At 35.8% G+C, this 22,070-nt stretch carries 20 protein-coding genes; 7 read left to right on the forward strand and 13 right to left on the reverse strand.

All coding sequences use genetic code 11. The features are described from left to right. The 13 genes from FTU03_RS09945 to rfbB all read right to left on the reverse strand — a co-directional run. The coding region (locus tag FTU03_RS09945) for a transposase (RefSeq protein ID WP_179992924.1) at window positions 1–186 on the reverse strand (186 nt) is incomplete at its 3' end. 512 nt (window positions 187–698) lie between these two features. Further along, window positions 699–1,337 (reverse strand): sugar transferase, encoded by a 639-nt coding sequence (locus FTU03_RS09950; RefSeq protein ID WP_179992929.1) that lies wholly within the window; start codon window positions 1,335–1,337, stop codon window positions 699–701. 845 nt (window positions 1,338–2,182) lie between these two features. Then, window positions 2,183–3,148 (reverse strand): GNAT family N-acetyltransferase, encoded by a 966-nt coding sequence (locus FTU03_RS09955; RefSeq protein ID WP_257225622.1) that lies wholly within the window; start codon window positions 3,146–3,148, stop codon window positions 2,183–2,185. Window positions 3,149–3,219: 71 nt separating this feature from the next. Next, window positions 3,220–4,374: a glycosyltransferase family 4 protein gene (locus FTU03_RS09960; protein WP_179992923.1), complete on the reverse strand. Its 1,155-nt coding sequence runs from the start codon at window positions 4,372–4,374 to the stop codon at window positions 3,220–3,222. Next, complete coding sequence (locus tag FTU03_RS09965) at window positions 4,371–5,240, reverse strand: glycosyltransferase family 2 protein (RefSeq protein ID WP_179992922.1); 870 nt, start codon at window positions 5,238–5,240, stop codon at window positions 4,371–4,373. The genes FTU03_RS09960 and FTU03_RS09965 overlap by 4 nt, the downstream gene beginning before the upstream one ends. A 2-nt stretch (window positions 5,241–5,242) precedes the next feature. Next, window positions 5,243–6,385 carry an O-antigen ligase gene (locus tag FTU03_RS09970; RefSeq protein WP_179992921.1) on the reverse strand — a complete coding sequence of 381 codons (1,143 nt, stop codon included), beginning with the start codon at window positions 6,383–6,385 and terminating at the stop codon, window positions 5,243–5,245. A gap of 130 nt (window positions 6,386–6,515) precedes the next feature. Next, window positions 6,516–7,403, reverse strand: coding sequence for a glycosyltransferase (locus FTU03_RS09975; protein WP_179992920.1), 888 nt, complete (start codon window positions 7,401–7,403; stop codon window positions 6,516–6,518). A gap of 15 nt (window positions 7,404–7,418) precedes the next feature. Further along, window positions 7,419–8,663, reverse strand: a complete 1,245-nt coding sequence (locus FTU03_RS09980; RefSeq protein WP_179992919.1) for an O-antigen translocase — start codon at window positions 8,661–8,663, stop codon at window positions 7,419–7,421. Further along, window positions 8,664–9,779 carry a DegT/DnrJ/EryC1/StrS aminotransferase family protein gene (locus FTU03_RS09985; protein WP_179992918.1) on the reverse strand — a complete coding sequence of 372 codons (1,116 nt, stop codon included), beginning with the start codon at window positions 9,777–9,779 and terminating at the stop codon, window positions 8,664–8,666. A gap of 87 nt (window positions 9,780–9,866) precedes the next feature. Beyond that, entirely contained in the window at window positions 9,867–10,955 is a 1,089-nt protein-coding gene (locus tag FTU03_RS09990; protein ID WP_179992917.1) for an acyltransferase, read from the reverse strand. A 100-nt stretch (window positions 10,956–11,055) separates the two neighbouring features. Further along, entirely contained in the window at window positions 11,056–11,487 is a 432-nt protein-coding gene (locus tag FTU03_RS09995) for an FdtA/QdtA family cupin domain-containing protein (protein ID WP_257225621.1), read from the reverse strand. Next, window positions 11,487–12,362: a glucose-1-phosphate thymidylyltransferase RfbA gene (rfbA, locus tag FTU03_RS10000; RefSeq protein ID WP_104426847.1), complete on the reverse strand. Its 876-nt coding sequence runs from the start codon at window positions 12,360–12,362 to the stop codon at window positions 11,487–11,489. The genes FTU03_RS09995 and rfbA overlap by 1 nt, the downstream gene beginning before the upstream one ends. Further along, a complete protein-coding gene (gene rfbB, locus FTU03_RS10005; protein ID WP_179992916.1) occupies window positions 12,362–13,420 on the reverse strand; it encodes a dTDP-glucose 4,6-dehydratase in 1,059 nt (352 codons plus the stop codon). Before rfbB ends, rfbA begins: the two co-directional genes overlap by 1 nt. A gap of 745 nt (window positions 13,421–14,165) precedes the next feature. On the opposite strand from rfbB, the gene FTU03_RS10010 reads away from it, so the two are divergent. From FTU03_RS10010 to mutY, 7 genes are all read left to right on the forward strand, one after another. After that, window positions 14,166–15,242, forward strand: coding sequence for a polysaccharide biosynthesis/export family protein (locus FTU03_RS10010; protein ID WP_179992915.1), 1,077 nt, complete (start codon window positions 14,166–14,168; stop codon window positions 15,240–15,242). 428 nt (window positions 15,243–15,670) lie between these two features. Then, on the forward strand, window positions 15,671–17,854 hold the full coding sequence (locus FTU03_RS10015; protein WP_179992914.1) for a polysaccharide biosynthesis tyrosine autokinase: 2,184 nt from the start codon (window positions 15,671–15,673) through the stop codon (window positions 17,852–17,854). A gap of 166 nt (window positions 17,855–18,020) precedes the next feature. Next, window positions 18,021–18,725 carry an FKBP-type peptidyl-prolyl cis-trans isomerase gene (locus tag FTU03_RS10020; protein ID WP_125279709.1) on the forward strand — a complete coding sequence of 235 codons (705 nt, stop codon included), beginning with the start codon at window positions 18,021–18,023 and terminating at the stop codon, window positions 18,723–18,725. 48 nt (window positions 18,726–18,773) lie between these two features. After that, window positions 18,774–19,463 (forward strand): FKBP-type peptidyl-prolyl cis-trans isomerase, encoded by a 690-nt coding sequence (locus tag FTU03_RS10025; RefSeq protein WP_179992913.1) that lies wholly within the window; start codon window positions 18,774–18,776, stop codon window positions 19,461–19,463. Window positions 19,464–19,626: 163 nt separating this feature from the next. After that, window positions 19,627–20,361, forward strand: a complete 735-nt coding sequence (locus FTU03_RS10030) for a dienelactone hydrolase family protein (RefSeq protein WP_179992912.1) — start codon at window positions 19,627–19,629, stop codon at window positions 20,359–20,361. A gap of 79 nt (window positions 20,362–20,440) precedes the next feature. Continuing rightward, complete coding sequence (locus FTU03_RS10035) at window positions 20,441–20,800, forward strand: HIT family protein (RefSeq protein ID WP_005233203.1); 360 nt, start codon at window positions 20,441–20,443, stop codon at window positions 20,798–20,800. A 166-nt stretch (window positions 20,801–20,966) separates the two neighbouring features. Continuing rightward, complete coding sequence (gene mutY, locus FTU03_RS10040; protein ID WP_218947156.1) at window positions 20,967–21,995, forward strand: A/G-specific adenine glycosylase; 1,029 nt, start codon at window positions 20,967–20,969, stop codon at window positions 21,993–21,995. The last annotated feature ends 75 nt before the right edge of the window (window positions 21,996–22,070 follow it).

Consider the following 22,070-nt stretch of genomic DNA (forward strand, 5'->3'; position numbering starts at 1 on the left):
AATCATTAAGCAGCATTGGATAGCTGCGTCGGAGTAGGTTTGATTTCGCCCTTGTTTGCCTTTTGATGGAGCATACCATTGCGTAGCAGGATCAAACCAAATGGCAATATTTCCGCGACTCATGAGTACTCGGTTATATGCGGGCCAATTGGTTGTGCGGTAGATTTTATGTGTAGGCTTCTTCATTTGAAAATTATATCGCTGAAAAAGCCTTTACAGATAGGTTTGTGCAACAAAGCCTATTTATTCTACTATGAAATTAGTTATAGTCTTATAATGACTAATAAAATTAAAAATAATATTTAATATAAATTTTTTTACTTCAATAAATTTAAATACCAACCTTGATTCTAAAATATCAAAAATTTAACTATCTATTTTTTATTATTAATATCATTAGCATCTTTTTTAGATATTAAATTATTAATAAACTCTATTTTAAATGAATAATTTTTATTAGATAAGCCTTTATCAGCTTACTTGCTTATTTTTTTAATATGGAAAATCGTAAATATACAATATTATAAAATTTTCTTAGATATTAAATATAACTAGTAAAAGCATCTAATAATAAGATTAATATATTTCAACCAGAAATAATTAAAAAAATAATAAACCTTTATTAAAATAAAAGGAATCTTCTAAAAAATAATTAGGAGAAGTTAAAATATTTTTTAGTAATAATGAACTTTATTAAATTATTTCACTTCTTTTGCACGTAAAGGGTTTTCAGTGACCTCCTTTCTACAAAATCGTGCTGCACCAACTTCTTGATCTGGCGCATTAATTCCTTCTTGATTAAACATCACCTTAGCTGTTTTAAACATAATTTTAAAATCTAGCCAAATATTATTTTGCTCAACGTATTGAACATCTAAGTCAAATTTTTCTTCCCAAGATAAATTATTACGTCCACTGACTTGAGCAAGCCCTGTCATACCGGGTTTTACTTCATGTCTTCGCATTTGTTCAGCCGTATAATGTTCTAGAAATTCTTTCATTTGAGGTCTAGGCCCAACAATACTCATATCCCCTTTTAAGACATTTATAAGCTGAGGCATTTCGTCCAAGCTGGTAGAACGTAGTTTTTGACCAAAGGGTGTAATTCGAAATTTATCTGGTAAAGGATTACCATCCTGATCAAATGCATTTCTCATAGAACGAAACTTAATCATTTTAAAGAGCTTTCCATTTTTACCAGGTCGTTCTTGATAAAAGAAAATTGGTGAGCCTAGATTTCTACGTACTTTATAAGCAATGACGATAAAAACAGGCAATAATATAAATATAGCAGTAAGAGAAATAATAATATCGATTAATCGCTTAGCAACTTTTATATCATTCCTATAAAGGTCAGCACTAGAATATAGATGAGGGTAAGATGTTAAGGCATTTTTTAAAATTAGATCTTTCTTCCCCCGATAATACCAGGATTTTTTTTTATCTAGCTTAGCCGCTTTATTTATCCGTGGAGAAAATTGAATGATCTGGTTCTGATATCCTTCTTTTTCTATAAGGTTTTTTTTTAAGAAAATATTATCTTTTTCAATAAATAAAGATTTACGTGTTGTAATAGAGTTTTTCACAAAGTTTTCGATCTTATTTTTTTCTTGTTGTAGATCCATTAATAAACACCTCACTATGTCTATCTACGCATCATATCAATTGTATTTTTATTAAAGTAGGGAGACTATTGTTAGCCAATTCCATATTTTTGCTTTTTAAAAATATTATTATTATTTTTATTAAAATATATATTTAACTAAAATTAATTAAAATTCACTTAATAATAAAATTAAATTTATATTTTTTTGTATAAATATTAATTACTTACACCAAATTAAAGTAAATAATTTATAATTACAATAGATCAGTTGATAATGAAATATATTTTATTATTAAGAGAAATAATTTTTTTAAAATATAGCAAATCTCACACTAAATAAAATGTGACAAAATGTAATATATAAATAATTAGTGAGCGCTATATCACAATAGAACTCCATTTTAATTTTATAATTTAATATATTTCTAATTAATTATATAACCAAGATAACGTTATTTTTATTCTATTGAGGCAGTCTTAAATATATAAAACCAGATAAGATATAAAATTTAAGAAAATTAGAAATCCACCTCTGGCTAATAATGAGGTGGAGTAATTCTAGTTAAAATTAAATAATCATAAATCTATACTATAATAATCATGTACGATACCACGTGCACCAAATCTTTCTTTTTGATCAATCAATCCAATGTTTAAGTATTTCCCTTCATTTTCATTAGAAGTACCGAAATCAAATATTTTGGCATTTTTCTTACTTTTGTCTATTAAATGATCAATGAGATAATCTAATACCTTGTTCTCCCTACCTTTATCATTACTAGCCAAATATTGAGTATGAACTACTCTTTCTGTTTCAAAAGTCACTGCTCCTGCCACAATATTTCCATCAAGACAACATTTATATGCTCTTATATTATTAGGGAAACGACTTTTTAATAAATCTATTTCATCTTCATTATGTACAGGTTGTTGGTTATGATGCTGATGGAGTACTTCTCGGATTACTCCCCAAACCATACTAGGCTGTTCTACCTCCTCACAGCTGACCCCATTTTTTTTAAGCTTATTGACTGATCTTCTTTTACTTTCTGAGTATGAATATTCTTCATTTAGAGCAATAGAAACGCTAATATCTCGTCGATAAAGCTTGGCATCATTTCGAAATAAAGCATACAAGTCTTCTTGAGCCGGATAATTATGATAAATAACAGGAATACATTTATATATAATTTTATCAATATTTTTTTGTTTTAAATAAATTTTTAGTAAAGTAAATAATTCTAGCATGTCAGCTGCATGAATATCTCTATTAATTAAAAAACCACCAAAAGTTAAACCTTGATGACTATAAAAAATATTATCTTTAATATTTCCAGGCAATAAGGCTACAATTTTCCCTTTTTCATTTTTAAATATTAGTGAGAGATCCTCAAATCGATCAGCATGATATTCCATAAAGTCGCGATTAAACATAAAATGATAATTTTTACATTTTAATAAAAACTCATTCCATATTATTTTATCTGAAGCTTCATATTTATGTATTTGAAAACCTAAGTCCTCTTTCATTATAATACCCATATCTATATCCTATTTATTATTTTTAAATCAAATATAATTTTCTATTTATTAAGGAAAATACTATTACTTTTTTAAAGCCTATTAATGCCCATCATTTGTAATAGTCTATGGTTTATATGATCCGCATTAAAATTCTTTCTAGCATAGAGAAATCCTTGATAGCCCATTTTATTTATTTGTTCAGGATGTTCTATAAAATAAGTCATTTTCTCTACCAATGCAGCCACATCCCATTTAGGAATAAGGAAACCTGTCAATCCATCAACTACAGTCTCATTGCAGCCTGGAACATCGGTGGTGATTACCGGACGTCCTATAGCCATTGCTTCTTGTGTACTACGGGGCACCCCCTCTCGATAATAAGACGGCAATACAAAAACTGCGCTATTACGTATTCTTCGGTCTACGTCAGTCACAAAACCACTATAATCGATAATACCTGTTTGTATTAGCTGATCTAATTCAGCTTGCTTTAAGCCAGTTGGATTTTCAGGATCTAATCCACCAATAATTTTAAATACAACTTCAGGATATTTTCTTTTTACTATTCTTGCTGCTTCTATATATTCAAATATTCCCTTTTCAGCGATCAATCGAGCTATAAATATAAATGATATATTTTCCTGATTATTCCATTTTGTATAAGCATAATCTTGTAAATTAAGGCCAATCGGCCCCAAGACTTCAATCGCATTTTTTTTATGTGGCAAATTATAATGATGGACTAAATCCTTAGGATCATCATGATTTAAAAAAATAATTTTATCTAGATATGGAAATGCAAGCCGATATAGTGACACCTGCACAAAACGTATGAATTTAGCCTTTAAGCTTTGGCCATATTTATGAATAGTAAAAGGTGATCCTAGTCCTTCGATCATGCCATAAATACACGGCACTTTAGTCTTATAGGCAGCTAGCGTTGCATAGATAACAGGCTTAGTTGAATAGGAGAATACGATATCAGGTTGAATTTCTTTTATTTTTTTAGCCAGCTGATAAGTTGAACGTAAATCAGCCAAGGGATTCAATCCTCCTCGACTAAGCTGATATGTCACTAAGGTGACTCCTAAATCTTGAATTTTGGCCAACCATTCATTTGTATATTCAGATACAAAGGCATAAACATGATAATTCTGTGCCAGACAAGACAAAATAAAATCTTTTCGAAAACCGTAAAGATTAGAGGCAGTTGTTCCAATGATGATAATTTTTTTAGAGATCATGGCTTTATACGCTCTATGAGTTCTAATTGTGCAGCATAAAAATTTTTATCGGAGTCAGAGACTGATGTAACTCTACGCTTATGTAGTATCTGCATTAAGTTCAAAAAATTTAGTACTTTTACAATAATTTTTTTAATTTCAAACTTTAAAACAATCTTATTTTTTTCAAGATCGGAAATAGTACTATTATAATATTTTTTGATTACTCCGATCTGGGTATTGTAACCACGGATCATTTTTTCTTTTTTTACATTTTCAACTTCTCTATAAAAATATAAGGGTTCCTGTAAGACCACGTAATTAAAATCATTTTTTATCGCAGCTGAAAGCCATAGTTCATAATCTTCAGCTAGACAATTGTCGACTTGGTAAGGGTTCCTTTTACACCACGCCTTTCGGGCAAGTAATGAAGGATGCAGTATATTAGTAACACCTTGCAAAATTTCTTTGGGCTGCATTTGATGATTAGAATAGATTCTCTTTCCTAAAATTTCATTCTTGTCTCCAATTGAATATAAGCTGGTGACTACAACATCAATATCTGGATTTTCATTTAGTACTTTAATCTGTTTTTCAAGACGATCCACTGCCATTAAATCATCAGCATCCATACGTGCAATAAAATCATACTTTGCTTCATTGATAATCTGATTTAAACGGTAAGGTAATCTTCTATTATGCCCATCAGCTATGATACGGATTCTCGGATCATTAAATGAGCGGGCAATTTCTAAAGATCGATCTATTGATCCATCATCTACCAAAATTAATTCCCAATTTTGAAAAGTTTGCGCTAATACCGATTTAATCGCATCTTCTAAATATTTTTCAGCATTAAAAAATGGAATTCCTATAGAAATATACATTGTTATTCTTCCTTATTATTATTTGAAAATAGTAAAAAAGCAGCCAATAAAAACCAAAAAATGAGTGTTCGCGCACTATAAGTTGTAAACCCATATAGCATCGGCCCCAAGAATATCAGCTTGTTTGAAAATGATAATTTTTTAAATATTTGATATAAAAATATTAAAAATAAAGAGATACCGACGATCCCATAATAAAAAAGAATACCTAACCAGGTTGAATGAATTTCGTTTCCTTTCGGGTTATATAACCAGTGTGCACCTTGGCCAGCACCAAAGATTAAATATTGAGGATATTCAAGGAAGTTAAAAAGACCTCGTCCTTCTGCCTGGCTGTCTTTTTGATCCAGGGCTTCGACAAAACGCAGAACAACACTATCAAAAGCTCCTAAATGATATAAAAAGTAACTGAGGGTACTAAAAATGACTAATATTCCAAAAAATACAAATATTCTTTTATTCAGATCTCCTTTTTGACTAAATATAAATCCTAAAGTCAGCATTAAGAAGCCAATTGAAGCAGATCTTGACATGGTCAAAAGAATTAAGAATAAAGCTAAAAAATAAACGATTATCTTTTTTAAATTACTTTCAGAAATATATAAAAAGATAGCACAGGTAGTTAAAACCCAAAATGCCATCTGATTGGGATCATTAAAAAGACCATTATATCGTGGTTCAAAATTGTAACGACCTAATCCACTTGCCCAGATCGCAATTTCTATTACATAGGAAAATGGAATAAGAAACAGTATTTTTTCATAAAAAAAGTTAACTTGAGAGGAACTCAAATTCATTAATAATAAAAAAAACAACAAGTTAAAGATCCAGTAAATGGTAGAAACCATATAACTGGGATCTAGAACGATCAAATACCAAGCAAAATTTACACAAACTGTATATGCGACAAAGATTAAGGCTACACTTGAGTATTCGATGGTTATTTTTGAGCTACGGCTGAATAATAAAAATATAGCCGCCATAATAAAAAGGTGACTAAATTGTGGAACCCCACTAGACCAAAAATAAAACTGAGATAAGAAAAATGACAGCAAGATAAAATATATAACCACTTTATCTTTTAAATTAATATCATCTAAAAAAATAATGTTATTCTTTGAATCACTTTCATTTAAAATAATCATTATCCATTCCTTTTATTATTATCTAATGCCTAGAATCAGCAAAAGAAATGATTAATATTTTTATATTACTAACTAAATTATTTTTTAAATAAAGTTAAAATATAGTTGTTTATATAAAATTTTTTAATTATTAAAAATCTTTTTTAATTAGTAGCCAATAAAAAAATCTAAAAAAATCATATGTTAAAATTTCTGAAGGATATTCTTTTAAAATTTTTATCATCTTTTCTAATGATTTCTTTTTAGATAATAGCCCTAGCTCAAATGCATTAATCCATAAAGCTCTTTTTTTTGCTTTATTAAATAAAATATGATTCTGATATTCACTTAGAATCATCATTCTTGAATCGTGCATAAGAGTCGTTTGCTTATGCATATTACTATCATGCAACCTATATTTTGCAAAAAGCACAGGAAGATAGCATAACTCCCCTGCTTGCGCTAAAAGTAGCCACATATACCAGTCTTCTATTTGTACTTCTGCATTGTAGCCACCTATTTTTTTTAAAGCTTGAGTACGAATAAGTTGTGTAGTAGCCGGCAAATCATGTTCTAACAATAAAATCTGGTCGAAGGTATAACTTTTTCTTTTTTTAACTCTATTTTTCACAAGATTAGAATCATTATCAATAATTGATACTCCTCCAAATACAGCTATACAGTTCTTATTCTGGCTTAGAAATTTGGTTTGTATTTTTATTTTATCTTTTAAGATTATATCATCAGAAGCAAGGGAGGAAAAATATTCCCCCTGTGCCCATTCTAATGCTTCATTTAGAGTCGCGCTCAAGCCCTTATTTGGACGATGTCTAAACTCAAATCGGGTAAACCGTTTTTCACATAATGGAATTAATTCTTGTATTTTTTCTACTGAAGCATCTGTAGATCCATCATCAATAATAATTAACTCAATATTCTGATAAGACTGGTCAATGACACTCTTGATGCTATCACGTATAAACCTTTCATGATTATAACTTGGTATAACTATAGAGACTAAGGATTGTTCACTTATCATCATATTATTCCCTCTTTATTTTAATTGTTTAAATATAAATAAACTGATTACGATCCAATACAGCCCATAATTTATGAGATGAGCAATAGAAACACCTTCGAAACCAAACACTTGAGTACATATATAAGTTAAAGCAATGAGAGACACTGTAAATATAATCTCTGTACAAATATAGAGTTTGGTCATTGCTTTGCTGAGCATTAAATAAGCCAGTATCCAGCTTCCTATCTTCAAGGCATCTCCCATCATTTGCCAAAGAAATAAATCCTGCATAGGGGCAAAAGATGGACTAAATAATAAGTTGATAATCCAATCACGTAATATGAAAACGCAAATTCCGCCTAGAACAGCAAGTGGAAAAATAAACTTATAGCCTAAATAGACCTCTTTCTTAATTTCATCAATTGCATTTAGTTCTGATAAGCGCGGCAAGTAATACACGCCTAATGTAGTGGTTACAAGCAAAAGATATACTGTGCTTAGACGGATCATCGCTTCCCAATAGCCCGCATAAGCCAGACTAAATTCTTGGGTCAAGTAAGTCCGAATTAACATTTGCGATAGCGGCACACAGATCGCACTGACTAATGCCATGAGAATAAATGAGGCAAATTTTTTGGTAATTCCTCGGTCTATTTTTCCTAATAGTGAGGAAAACTCAAACCAGTCTGTTCTATGACAGAGTATTAATGTCACTACAAATGCAATTGACTGATAGATGGATAATGCAATTAAAGCCCCATATAACTGCAGCTTGATTGCCAAAACACCAGTGATCACAAGTGCAAATAAACTACCGGCAATATTTGCAAGCACCAGCTTTAAAATTTCTTTTTTCCCATTCAATATGGCTAAAAATAGCGTATTAAAATTGAAAAATATTAAAAAAATAGCAAACCATATAAAAATCGTTTGGTACTTAAGTGATTGAAATATATATAATGCTAGCTGTTTTTGAAAAATAAGTATTAGAATCGCGAAAACGAAACTAAATAGAAAAACAATACTTCCTGCTGTTTTCCAGACCGCACGTTGTTTAGTCTCATCTTCATGATATTCAGCCGTATATTTAACTACTGCGGTATTAATGGCACTACCAGCAAAGGTCGTCACCATTTGAATAAAATTCTGGAATTGGCCGATCGCTGCATATCCAGTGGGTCCTAGATATACAGCCAGAATTTTATTCAGTACAAACATGGTGATGGTTTTAATCAAAACGGCTACACCATTCAGTACACTGGTCCTAAATAGATTCATCTATGCCTGAAAACCATTACATAACTGAACAACCTGCTTTGCTTCATCCATAGATAAAGTGGGTCCAATTGGTAAGCTTAGGACCTCCGCATGAATTTGTTCTGAAATTGGAAAACTTAAGCCATTCCATTCCTGATAAGCCTGCTGCTGATGAGGAGGAATTGGATAATGAATGAGTGTCTGTACCCCGTTTTCTGCTAAATATTGTTGTAATTTTTCCCGATATTTTGTTCTGATCACAAATAAATGCCAGACATGTTGAGCATAAGTCTCGGTATCTATATTTTTGCACGGTAGCTCAATTGCTGGATTGTGAATTTCTTTTAAATATAGATCTGCAATATGTCGACGATGCTGATTCTCCTGATCTAAAAATTTAAGTTTCACATTCAGGATGGCAGCCTGAATTTCATCAAGACGACTATTTACACCCGGTACCAGGTTTTTATATTTTTCATGTGAACCATAATTACGTATAGCTTTAAGCATCTGCGCTAACTCAGCATCATTAGTGGTAATTGCTCCCCCATCACCGAGTGCGCCTAAGTTTTTACCTGGATAAAAACTGAAACCTGCAGCATCTCCCCAATTTCCTGCTTTTTGACCATTTATTTCAGCACCATGACCTTGGGCCGAATCTTCTAAAATTAACAAGTTATACTTTTCAGCAATGCTCATAATTTCTGGCATTGCAGCAAGTTGTCCATATAAATGCACAGGCAAAATTACCTTTGTTTTTGGAGTTATGGCTGCTTCAATTTTCTTGGTATCAATATTAAAAGTCGTTATATCCGGTTCAACCAGTACCGGTTTCAGATTATTTTGTGAAATTGCTAAGATACTTGCAATATAGGTATTTGAAGGGACAATAACCTCATCTCCTTCCTTGAGTTTTCCTAATTCCTTCCATGCGCGTAGCGTTAAAATAAGAGCATCCAAGCCATTAGCAACACCTATGGCATATTGTGTTCCACAATAATTTGCAAAATTATGCTCAAATTTTTCTAATTCTTTGCCACAGATATACCAACCAGAGTCGATTACCTGAGTGCAAGCTGCAATCAGTTGATCACGGTATTGAGTATTTATTGCTTTCAGATCAAGAAAAGGAATCATTCTTATCAATCTCATATAAAAATTTATATTTATTTTTTAATCTCATATTAATTAAAATTAATATACCTATAGTATTTAAATACAATCCTATTTATTTAGTTCATAACCTTTAGATTTAAAGCTTGGCTCCAATAAAAATTGTTTTACTTTCTTATTTAGTAGTTTTTCAATAAACCTATACATTAAAAAGCTAGTGATTAGAGTGACAATAAATATAAAAAAGGAAAACAGCATTAAGTCCATATTCAATGAAAATATTTTTCTTATATAATTTAAAATTTGTATTTCCAAAACATGTAGCAAGTAAAAAGAAAAACTGATTTCCCCTGCTAACACCATGTATTTATTTGATAAAAACTGGGTAATTATACTTTTTTTCTGGGCAACATGAGACAGGGCAAAAATTAAAATAATTGCTGCCATAGGCACCCAATAGTAAATTGAATATCTATAACTTATATCTATTTTATTATGAAATACAAAGAATAAAATAAAAAGTAAAATAGCCCCTAATTCAAATATAACTATAGGTTGCTTAATTTTGGAATAGCCCACATTTACTTTTTCAAAAATATCAAAAAGGATAATACCCAGTAAGAAGTCAGAAAAACGCACATATGGTGAAATATATAACCAATAGTGATCCTGATTTTTATCAAGCTGAATATTTAGAATCAAAATACCTATAAGATATAGTATAAAAATATAACTTCTGATTTTTTCAGAAATTAAAAATGCAAATGGAAACAGCAGGTAGAAGAACATTTCATCCGAGATGCTCCAGGAAGGAGAATTCAATGAAAAATGGATCTCTTCTGATGTAAAAAAGCTTTGAATCAGAAAAACATGCTGGATTAAATATTCCCAACCTTTCCCAGACTGAGCAAAAGTTAATAAAAATACCAGTATGGTTGTGGCAATATGTACTGGATATATTCTGGCTAAACGAGAAATATAAAATTCTCTTTTTGAAATATTTCCGATTAAAAACTTTTCTTTATAATTGTAGGCTAAGATAAATCCACTCAAAATAAAGAAAAAGCTGACCCCTAAAAAGCCTTCGTCAAAGATACTATTAAAAATATTGGCATAATCTGTTTCTTTTAGAAAAGCCAAATGACTCAGAAAAACAAAAAGTGCGAAAAACATACGCAATGATGTAAGCGGCTTAATCACGTCATATATCTCCTTAATATTTATTATTATTTTATAATTCTATCTTCTGAGGCTTCTTCTTTTGCAAGGGCTTCATTCTAATGAATTAACTTTAATTTTATTATTTAGTGATCTGCTCAACCAAAGTCTGATCTACTTCTTTTAGAAACTGGTCATAATTACGAATGTAATCACTTTCATCATAATGATCGCTTGCCAGTACTAATAGGATGCAATCTTCTGAAAAATCATGCATCTCATGCCAAACCATAGGTGGGATTAATAATCCCTTATTAGACTGAGCAATCAAAACTTCCTGTTTTTCTTTGCCATTATCCATCAGCATTTTGCAACTTCCTTGGACTCCAAAAGCAATCTGTTGAAGTTGCTTATGTGCATGGAAACCGCGTGGAACATCGGGTTGAGCACCAGAAATATAATAAAGTCGCTGTATACTGAAAGGTATATTCCGATTGGCTTCTGCGACGATCAGACTGCCGCGGTGATCTCCCAGGTTAGGTAATTCAATCCACTCAATTAAGTTCATGGTCATTACCCCACCAAAGAAATCAAATATTGACCGTAGCCATTTTTATGCATGGTGTGGCCAATCGCTAAAACTTGCTCTTTACTCAACCAGCCATTGTTCAAGGCGATTTCTTCCAGGCAGGCAACTTTATAGCCTTGACGTCTTTCCAATGTTTCAACAAATTGAGCGGCTTCAAGCAAACTCCCTTGGGTACCTGTATCTAACCAGGCAAATCCACGTCCCAGTAGTTCAACATTTAAATCACCGCGTTCCAGATAAGCCTGGTTAATCGAGGTAATTTCCAGCTCACCCCGTTCAGAAGGTTTGACCTGTTTGGCAATCTGGATGACATCATTGTCATAAAAATATAAACCCGTCACCGCAAAGTTAGATTTTGGATTTTGGGGTTTTTCTTCGATTGAAATTACCCGTTGCTGTTCATCAAATTCTACGACGCCAAAGCGTTCAGGATCTTTCACCTGATAGCCAAATACTGTTGCACCTTTTTGCCGTGCTGCCGCCTGACGTAACATCGGTGTAAAACCTTGACCATAGAAAATATTATCGCCTAATACCAGACATACATTACTTTGACCGATAAATTTTTCACCCAGGATAAAGGCTTGTGCCAGACCATCAGGACGAGGCTGAATCGCATAGCTCAGCTCCATGCCAAATTGTGAACCATCCCCTAACAAGCGCTTAAATCCTTCAATATCTTCTGGTGTGCTGATCACCAGGACTTCACGGATACCTGCCAACATCAATACAGACAATGGGTAATAAACCATTGGTTTGTCATAAATTGGAAGTAACTGCTTCGAAATTCCTTTGGTAATAGGATGCAAACGTGTACCTGAGCCGCCCGCCAAGATAATCCCTTTTGTCGTTCTTAACATTATACTGCCTCCCCTAAACGTTCACGTTGATAAGAACCATCCTGAACACGCTGACACCATTCCAGATTATTCAGATACCATTGCACCGTTTTCCGGATACCTGTTTCAAAGGACTCTTGTGGCTTCCAGCCCAGTTCGCGCTCGATTTTTGAAGCATCAATCGCATAACGCAAATCATGCCCTGGCCGATCGTTAACAAAAGTAATGAGGCTTGCATAAGTTTTTCCCTCCGGACGGGGCTTGAGCTCATCCAGAATTTTACAAATGGTTTTAACCACCTCAATATTCTGTTTTTCATTATGCCCCCCGATATTGTAGGTTTCCCCCACGATGCCTTCGGTGGCAACCTGATATAAAGCACGCGCATGATCTTCTACGAAAAGCCAGTCCCGGATCTGTTGACCATTGCCATAAACCGGCAATGGCTTACCATCCAGGGCATTTAAGATCATTAAAGGAATCAATTTTTCAGGAAAGTGATAAGGACCATAATTATTTGAACAGTTCGTGACTACGACTGGCAAACCGTAGGTTCTATGCCAGGCCCGAACCAAATGATCCGAACTGGCTTTACTCGCTGAATAAGGTGAGCTTGGTACATAAGGCGTAGTTTCAGTAAATAAGTCTGTTGTACCTTCTAAGTCTCCATATACTTCATCCGTTGAAATATGATGGAACTTAAATTTAGACTTTTTAATTGTAGATAGGTTCTGCCAATACTTTCGGGCTACTTCTAATAAGGTGTAAGTTCCCACAATGTTTGTATTAATAAATTCTGCCGGACCATCAATCGAACGGTCTACATGAGACTCTGCAGCCAGATGCATAACGATATCTGGCTGAAACTCTGAGAATAATCGGGTTAAAGAGATATGGTCGCAAATATCAGTTTGCGCAAATTGATAACGGGGATGATCCGATACAGAAATCAGTGACTCCAGATTACCTGCATAAGTTAACTTATCAATATTTAATACATGATGTTCAGTCTCATTGATGAGATGCCGAATGACGGCAGATCCAATAAAACCGGCCCCACCGGTTACCAATATATTCATCACCATTTTGAGTATCCTTTAATATTTTTTATTTTACTTTTCACAAATTATTTTTAATGTGTTGTTGCCGTCTAGGCATATCTGTTTTTATTGATTTGTCTATAAGATATATTAATTTTATTACACAAACCACCCATAGAACAGCTAATCATCAAATGTAGTTACATTTTAAAAATCTGGATAATTTTTTTTAAACTTAATCCATCTGATATAGGTTTCAAGTTTTTAGATAATTTTCCACTAATATTAATTTAACAATCATCAAAACGAATTAAATATTATTTTAATTAACAACAGATTATTTTGATTACTATAAAAATAAATTATTTTAAAATCCATTAAAATATAATTGAATATTAAGAAAAATCAATGATCTAAAAAACCTCTAGATTAGATAAAAATTATATGAAAATACTTTTCTATTTTAATTTCAGGGCTTAATTCCTTCTATCAGTAAAGAACAGTACTTATTTAAAAATAACAATTGGAAACAATTAATATTCTTATGTCATCTTAAGCAATTCACTATATCTCTACAGCTTATTTAATCACGGTTTCACTCTATTTTCGTCAATCTTACAGTTAAATTTCAGCTCAGACTTATTAAATTGACTTAAGAATAGCTATAGACAAGGTATGTGATCTATTATATTTTTTAGACGTTAATCACATAAACCGAATTCAAAAAAATTAATAATTATTAATAAATACCAATTCTGAACATATAAAAATAAAGGGGTTTCGAGTGAACTATAGACACCTTTTAGGTACTTTTACCTTAAGCCTATCTCTGGTTGGATGTGCAGCAACATCCGGCTTTCAAACGTATGATTTACCGACAGAAGGAATCTATCAAACTGAACTGGGAACTCCAGTCAATCTGGTGAAACTGACTCAGGATACATTACCTGTAGTACAGTCTGCACAAACGCATAATCTCAGTCATTATACTCCTCTCTTTCAGACTGAGGTGCAGGATTACCGCTTGAATCCAGGAGATATTTTATCTTTCCAGTTATGGGCTTATCCTGAAATTAGTGCAGTTCCTACAGCTAGTGACAATAACAATGGTTATCAAATTGACCGGAATGGTTATATCCAGTTTCCATTCATCAATCGTTATAAAGCAGCCGGGAAAACCCTTCCACAAGTGAATCAGGAAGTACGACGTCTGTTAATTCCTTATTTGAATAATCCAGATGTGGTCGTGAGAGTGATTTCCTATCAGGGACAGCGTTATTCAGTAGTAGGGAATGTGAAATCAGCTGGACAATTTTATCTGACTGATCAGCCGGTAAGTGTGTATACGGCGCTGGGCCTGGCTGGCGGGATTAATGAGCAAGGTGATTCCACTTCAATCCAGCTCGTACGCCAAGGAGTGACCTATGATCTGAATACGATTGCTTTGGAAAAAGCGGGTTATTCCTTGCATAAGCTACTGATTCAACCCAATGACACGCTGTATATCAGTCCTCGGGAAAACCAGAAAATCTATGTCATGGGTGAAGCCGGCACCAATAAACCATTACCTATCCGTGATCAGGGCATGACACTCGCTGATGTACTGGGTGAAAGCGAAGGGATTAATCCATATTCTGCCAATCCGAGTCGAATTTATGTCTTGCGTGGCAATTCTGACAACAAGATGACTGAAATCTATCACTTAAGTCTAAAAAATCTGGGAGATTTTGGTCTGGCTAAACAGTTCAAGATGAATAGTAACGATATTGTCTATGTTGATGCTACCGGTCTGACCCGTTGGGAACGTGTAGTGAGCCAGATTCTTCCATTTTCATATGTCGCTGGTTCAGCTATACGATAGGTGAAAGTATGAAAATTAAAAATCTTTTAGCAATCTGTTTTGGACATGTTGATCATCAATCAATAGCTAAACATTTATTTATAATATTTACCCGTATTTTCAGATTAAATCTATAAGGTTGGGTCATTGAAATAATGACCGGGACTAGCAATAAAAACACTATTTTTAATTCCTCCATGGACTTCACCTGCAACTCCATGGTGCTCAAAAACCGAATATGAAACAGATTAAATTAAAGACAACATTATTCTGATCATAATCAGAATGTCTGGTCTTTAGCGGACTCGACATACTCAGAGAGGATAAAAAAACAGAATATTGAGGATCCTTTCTCGCAGGGGCAGCAAGTCATTGATGCCGTTTTGAGTTAATTCAAAACGGCATCAATGACTGGAAAAATCACTTTTAAACTTTTAGATAGTAAAATTATGAACAAAAATAACAATACCGATAATATGATTGACCTAAAAGGGGTGTTCTTTTCCCTGCTCGCGCAATGGAAGCTCATCCTGCTATGTGGTTTGCTCAGCCTGATTGTAGTGCTGCTTTACCTACGTACCGCAGCGATTAACTATAAGGTTGATGCAATCGTCCAGGTCGAAGAAAGTAGAGGCTCTTCAGCTGCTTTACTTGGTAGCCTATCCAGCATTGTGAGTCAGATGTCTTCATCCAATGCCGAGATTGAGGTTTTAAAATCACGTACGATTCTCGAATCCGTAATTGACCGTTTAAATCTGGATCTGCATATTGCCAGCACCGAAGACTCTTTTATTAACCGTTTGATTCAAGGCAGAACTTCTCAAACTGAATATCAGACCGAAACTGTACGCTTTAAAGATGGTCAAAAAAGTTTTGATATCCGTCAGTTTGAAGTCCCTGTAGCCTATCTGGATAAAAATTTGCTGCTGAAATTTCAACAACAGAGCTTTAGCCTGATCAATCCACTGACCGAAGAAATCGTCTTTCAAGGCGCACTAAACCAGCCGGTTGAGGCTAAAGCTGCACAGGGCGACTGGAAAATTGCCATCTTTACTCAAGATAATCTTGATAACAGTTATCAGGTGAAAAAGCTCTCATTGCCTGCAGCGATCGATTCTATTCTTGCCAATTATACGATTACAGAAAAAGGTGATCTGAGCGGCGTTTTGCAACTTCGCTATCAGGGTCAAGATAAACAGCACATTACTAAAGTCCTGAATACGATTTTAGCAGTTTACAGCCAGCATAATATTACACGCCGTTCAACAGACACTGCACGAACACTGGCTTTCCTGGATGAACAATTGCCGGATTTAAGAAAACAGCTTGATGATGCAGAGTTTGCCTTCAATCGCTTCCGCCAAAAATATAATACTGTGGATATCACCAGAGAATCAGAATTATATTTAAATCAGAGCGTGAATTTAGAATCACAAAGAGCCCTACTTGAACAGCGACAGGCGGAAATAGGTGCCAAGTATGCAGCTGCCCATCCGGCCATGCGTGAAATTACCGCCCAACTTCGCGTAGTGAATGGCAAGATTCGTGAGTTGAATTCAACACTTAAAAATATCCCAGAGATTCAACGCCAGTATTTACAACTGTCTCGTGACGTTGAAGTGAAACAGCAACTGTATACTAATCTGGTAAATTCTTATCAGCAACTGCGTGTTGCTAAAGCAGGTGAAAGCGGTAATGTTCATATTATTGATACCGCACTTGAGCCAGTTGACCAGATTCAACAGAAACAGCCACTGATTTTATTTTTAACCTTCTGCTTTGGTATTTTCCTGGGCATCCTGGTGGCATTATTCCGTAACATGTTACGGTCTGGTGTGAAAGATAGCAGTCAGATCGAATACCAGCTGGATCTTCCAGTCTATGCCAATATCGCTCACTCTACTGTTCAGAAACCTGGCCTGAAATTACTGAAAAAGAAAAAAATGCCTTTCTTATTGGCACTGAAACACAGTGATGATATGGCAGTTGAAAGCTTAAGAAGCATTCGTACAGCGAGCCACTTTGCCCTGACTCAGGCTAAAAACAATATCATGATGATTTCAGGGCCAGCACCAAAAGTTGGAAAATCTTTTGTTGCCAGCAATCTGGCCGTCATCATGGCAGAGAAAAATAAGCGTGTACTGATCATTGATGCAGACCTGCGCCGTGGTCATATACACAAATATTTTAATCTGGATAACCAGTATGGATTAACTGAATATCTGAATGAACACGTATCTTTGGATAAAGTGGTACAAACTACCAATGTGCCGAACTTAAATGTCATCAGCTGTGGTGAAAATGCAACTAATCCAGCCGAGCTTCTAAATTCAGAACGCTTCCAGGAATTGTTGCAAAAACTGATCCCGCACTATGATCATATTATCATTGATACTCCACCGGTACTGGCTGTTACGGATGCGATCATTGTATCCCGATACGTCGGACTCAATCTGGTTGTAGCGCGCTATGCAAAAACCCAGATGAAGGAACTGGCGCTTACAGTAAACCGTTTTAAACAGGCTGGCAGTACTGTCAATGGTCTGATCCTGAACGATATCCAGCGTTCAGCCGGTGGCAGCTATAGCTATGATTATACGTATAGTTATAAGCCGAAAGCCAAAACCAGCTAATCTGATAGCTCCCAAAAAACCAGCAATCATTGCTGGTTTTTTCTTTTTTGAGTCGTACCAAATGCAGGTATTCACTTGCTAAAAAACCACCCGTTCTACAAGATTTCTTAAAATTTTCTGCTAAGATGGACTGAACCTCAACGATAACATTAGATTGGACAAATACATGAGTAAGGCCTTACCGATTGCCGTCGCTGTTCTTTTAGGCGGTGCCGCGCTAGTACCTGTTTACTATGCAACTCAAAACCCTGCTACTCAAACTACAAAAGCATCTAAAGATGCCTCTGCTGTCTCTAAAATCAGCTATGCACTCGGTTATGAAGTGGCTCACCAAACTCCTCCTGAGCTGGACATTAACAGTTTTGTGACCGGTGTACGTGAAGGACATGCGCGTTCTGCACCTGCCTATACGGAAGAAGAATTACAGGCAGCTTATGAGCAGTTCCAGAAAGAAATGCAACAAAAGCAGCTTGATAGTGCAAAACAGGCTCAAGCTTCAAGTGATACTTTCCTGACTGAAAATGCGAAAAAAGCAGGTATTAAAACAACTGCTTCCGGCTTACAGTACCAAGTCACGAAAGAAGGTACAGGTAAACAGCCAAAAGCCTCTTCAATTGTGAAAGTACATTACACTGGTAAACTGGTAGATGGCACTGTATTTGACAGTTCAGTAGAACGCGGTGAACCGATCGAGTTTCCATTAAATCAAGTCATTCCAGGCTGGACTGAAGGTCTGCAGCTGATGAAAGAAGGCGGTAAGGCAACTCTATATATTCCGTCAAATCTGGGTTATGGTGAACAGGGTGTCCCTGGTACGATTCCTCCGCATAGCACTTTGATTTTTGATGTGGAATTAATCGAAGTAAAATAATACAAATAGGGAGAGCGACCAGCTCTCCTTTATTTTTGAGAATTGATAATGAAAATACAAATCAGTTTAATGGTTTTGCTGCTCAGTTCAGGCAGCCTTTTTGCTAAAGAGATCAATAATACAAGTAGTGAAGCTGAGAAGATTGGCTACAGCTTTGGTTATCTGATGGGTCGTAGTAATGCTGACACTTTAAAGGATCTTGATTTAGATGCATTTAGCCAGGGCCTAAAGACAGCCGCTGCTGGACAACAATCCAGTTTAAGCGATGAAGAAATGACCCAAGTGCTGACTCAGTATAAACGTCAAAGTGATGCCAAAGAACTGATTGTGCTGAAACAGAAAGCTGAAGAAAATGCCAAAGCTGGCAAAGCCTTCTTGCAGGAAAATGCCAAAAAGCCCGGCGTTAAAACCACCAAATCTGGTCTGCAATACCTGGTGCTGAAAGAAGGTAAAGGGAAATCACCAAGCGCGAACAGTAATGTCCGCGTGCATTATGAAGGTCGCCTGATTGATGGTACCGTTTTTGACAGTTCGATTGCCCGCCAGCAGCCAGTCGATTTCCGTACCACCCAGGTGATTACTGGCTGGACAGAAGGCTTACAGCTCATGAAAGTCGGTGCTAAATACCGTTTCTTTATTCCTGCTGATCTGGCCTATGGACAGATTGGTTCGGGAGATATTATTGAACCAAATAGTACCCTGATCTTTGATATCGAACTACTGGAAATTATTAAATAAAAATTCCTTTAATTTTAAAAATTAAAAAGAGAGGCAAATTATTTGCCTCTCTTTTTTTGTACTGATGAGAAACGAATTAGTTGGCGGTTTTCATGTATATTCATAGCAGTTTTGCTATTTTATAGTTTAATCAAAATATTCAACAACAATAGAGGACTTCAGCATGGCAGCAATCAAGACCCGCGAAATTCAATATACTGCTCAGGATGGCAGCACTTTGATTGGTTATTTTGCCGCACCAGAAACTGATGCACCTGTGGCAGGTGTTATTGTGGCACCTGAATGGTGGGGCCGCAATGACTATACTGAACAGCGTGCCCGTGAACTGGCGGAACATGGATATGCAGCGCTGGCAATTGATATGTATGGTGACAAGAAAGTGACCGCCAACTCTGATCAAGCCTATCAATGGATGATGCAGACGTTTGAAGATCCGGACACTATTGTGAACCGTGCGAAAGCTGCTTTAGATACTTTGGCGGCACAGGATGAAGTCAATCCGGAAAAACTGGCTGCGATTGGTTTCTGCTACGGCGGTAAAGTGGCTCTGGATCTGGCTCGCTCAAATGCACCGTTAAAAGCTGTGGCTACTTTCCATGCAAACCTGTCTCCTAAAGCACCTGCACAAGAAGGCCAAGTACAGGCAGAAATTCTGGTTCTACATGGTGAAAAGGACAGTATGGTCAGTCTGGATGATGTCGCCAGCTTTAAAGAAGAAATGCAGGCGGCTAAGGTCGAGCATAATGTGATTGTATTTGAAAATGCCAAGCATGGATTTAGCAACCCGCTTGCGGATGAGCGCGCCAAGGCCAATGGTGTAGATCTGGGCTACAATGCTGAAGCAGAGAAACAAAGCTTGGCTGCCATGTATGAATTACTGGCACGACGACTCGCTTGATAACAGATAAATTGATCTGGCTCATGATCGAGCTGGGTCATACATGAAAAAAATAAATTCAATGAAAGGAGCCAATATCATGACTGAAAATAACTGCCCGTACTGTAATTTTGACGAATACGATATTCTGGCTAAAAATGATTTTGCTGTCGTGTTACCTGAACCCAACTCCCTGTCCAAAGGACATTATGTAGTTACTCCATTACGTCATGTGGCGTCATTTTTTGAAATCACAGATAAAGAACGTAAGAGCATGATGTCCTTACTTGAACAGGCTCGTAATGAATTGCAATTACGCTATCAGCCTTCCGGTTTTCATGTCGGGTTTAATGATGGCGAAGTATTTCAGGAAAAATCAGAACATTTACACATTCATATAATCCCACGTTATGAAGGCAAGGTATTAAAGCTGGATGCACGCTGGGGCATTGAAGAATAAGAATTTAAATTTTTTTCCCGAGTGAATGCTTTTCGAAGTGTTCACTTGTCCCTTCCATTTATTCATTTTTACTCTTTTTCAGTCTTGCTGTTTTAGCAGACTTTTCATCTTTTAGCTGGGTCTCTTCAGTTATACTAGGCCTCGTTTTCCAGTTTGTTCTATCTTCATGTTTGTATTTTCAGATGCCCTTTTAGAATGGTTTGATGTGCATGGCCGTCATGATTTGCCGTGGCAAGTGGCTGATGATCCCTATAAGGTCTGGGTCTCTGAAATCATGCTACAGCAGACTCAGGTCAAAACCGTGCTGCAATATTTTGAGCGGTTTATTCAACGTTTTCCGACAGTACAGGACTTAGGTACAGCTTCTTGGGATGAAGTCGCACCCTATTGGGCTGGGCTGGGCTATTATGCTCGTGCCCGCAATTTGCATAAGGCAGCCGGTATTGTAGCAAGGCAGGGGCATTTCCCGACGAGCCTGGAAGAATGGATCGCCCTGCCCGGCATTGGCCGCTCAACCGCGGGAGCCTTAATGTCTTTGGGTTTACGTCAGTACGGCGTGATCATGGATGGTAATGTCAAACGGGTGCTGGCACGATTTTTTGCGATCAAAGATGATCTGTCTAAACCGGTTCATGAACGTGCCTTGTGGGAGCTTGCTGAACAGCTTTGCCCGGTTGAACGGAATCATGACTATACCCAGGCGATTATGGATCTCGGTGCGACCGTCTGTACTCCGAAAAAGCCTTTATGCCTGTATTGTCCGATGCAGCAACATTGCAAGGCACATCAGCAGGGTCTGGAAAATGAATTGCCCTTTAAAAAAGCCAAAAAGCCGGTACCGGTCAAAGCAGCTCAAGTGCTGTTGATTCAGTCAGGTGATGAATGGCTATGGCAGCAACGTCCTAATAGTGGTCTTTGGGGCGGGCTTTGGTGTCTGCCAATTATTGAAGACACTCATACATTTGAACAATTGTGCCAGCAACTCGGTCTGAAAAATCTCGTACAAAAGGCCCAGATCAGCCACAGTTTCACCCATTTTACCTGGCAGCTTGAAGCCATGGTTTTTGCAGTCGATGCAGATCAGCAGGAACATCTGGCGATTGAGTTACAGGGGTTCTGGATGAACCCGGAAACTGCGGTCAATGCAGGTATTCCAACCGCCATGAAAAAATTGATTTCTACCGTAAATTTATGACATAGTCTGGAACAAGAAGAATCATACTGGCCTCATTTAAGGATAAATATTTTGCGCCATTCTCTTGCGTTTGTC

This window comes from Acinetobacter sp. YH12046, from assembly GCF_013419905.1.
Classification (GTDB): domain Bacteria; phylum Pseudomonadota; class Gammaproteobacteria; order Pseudomonadales; family Moraxellaceae; genus Acinetobacter.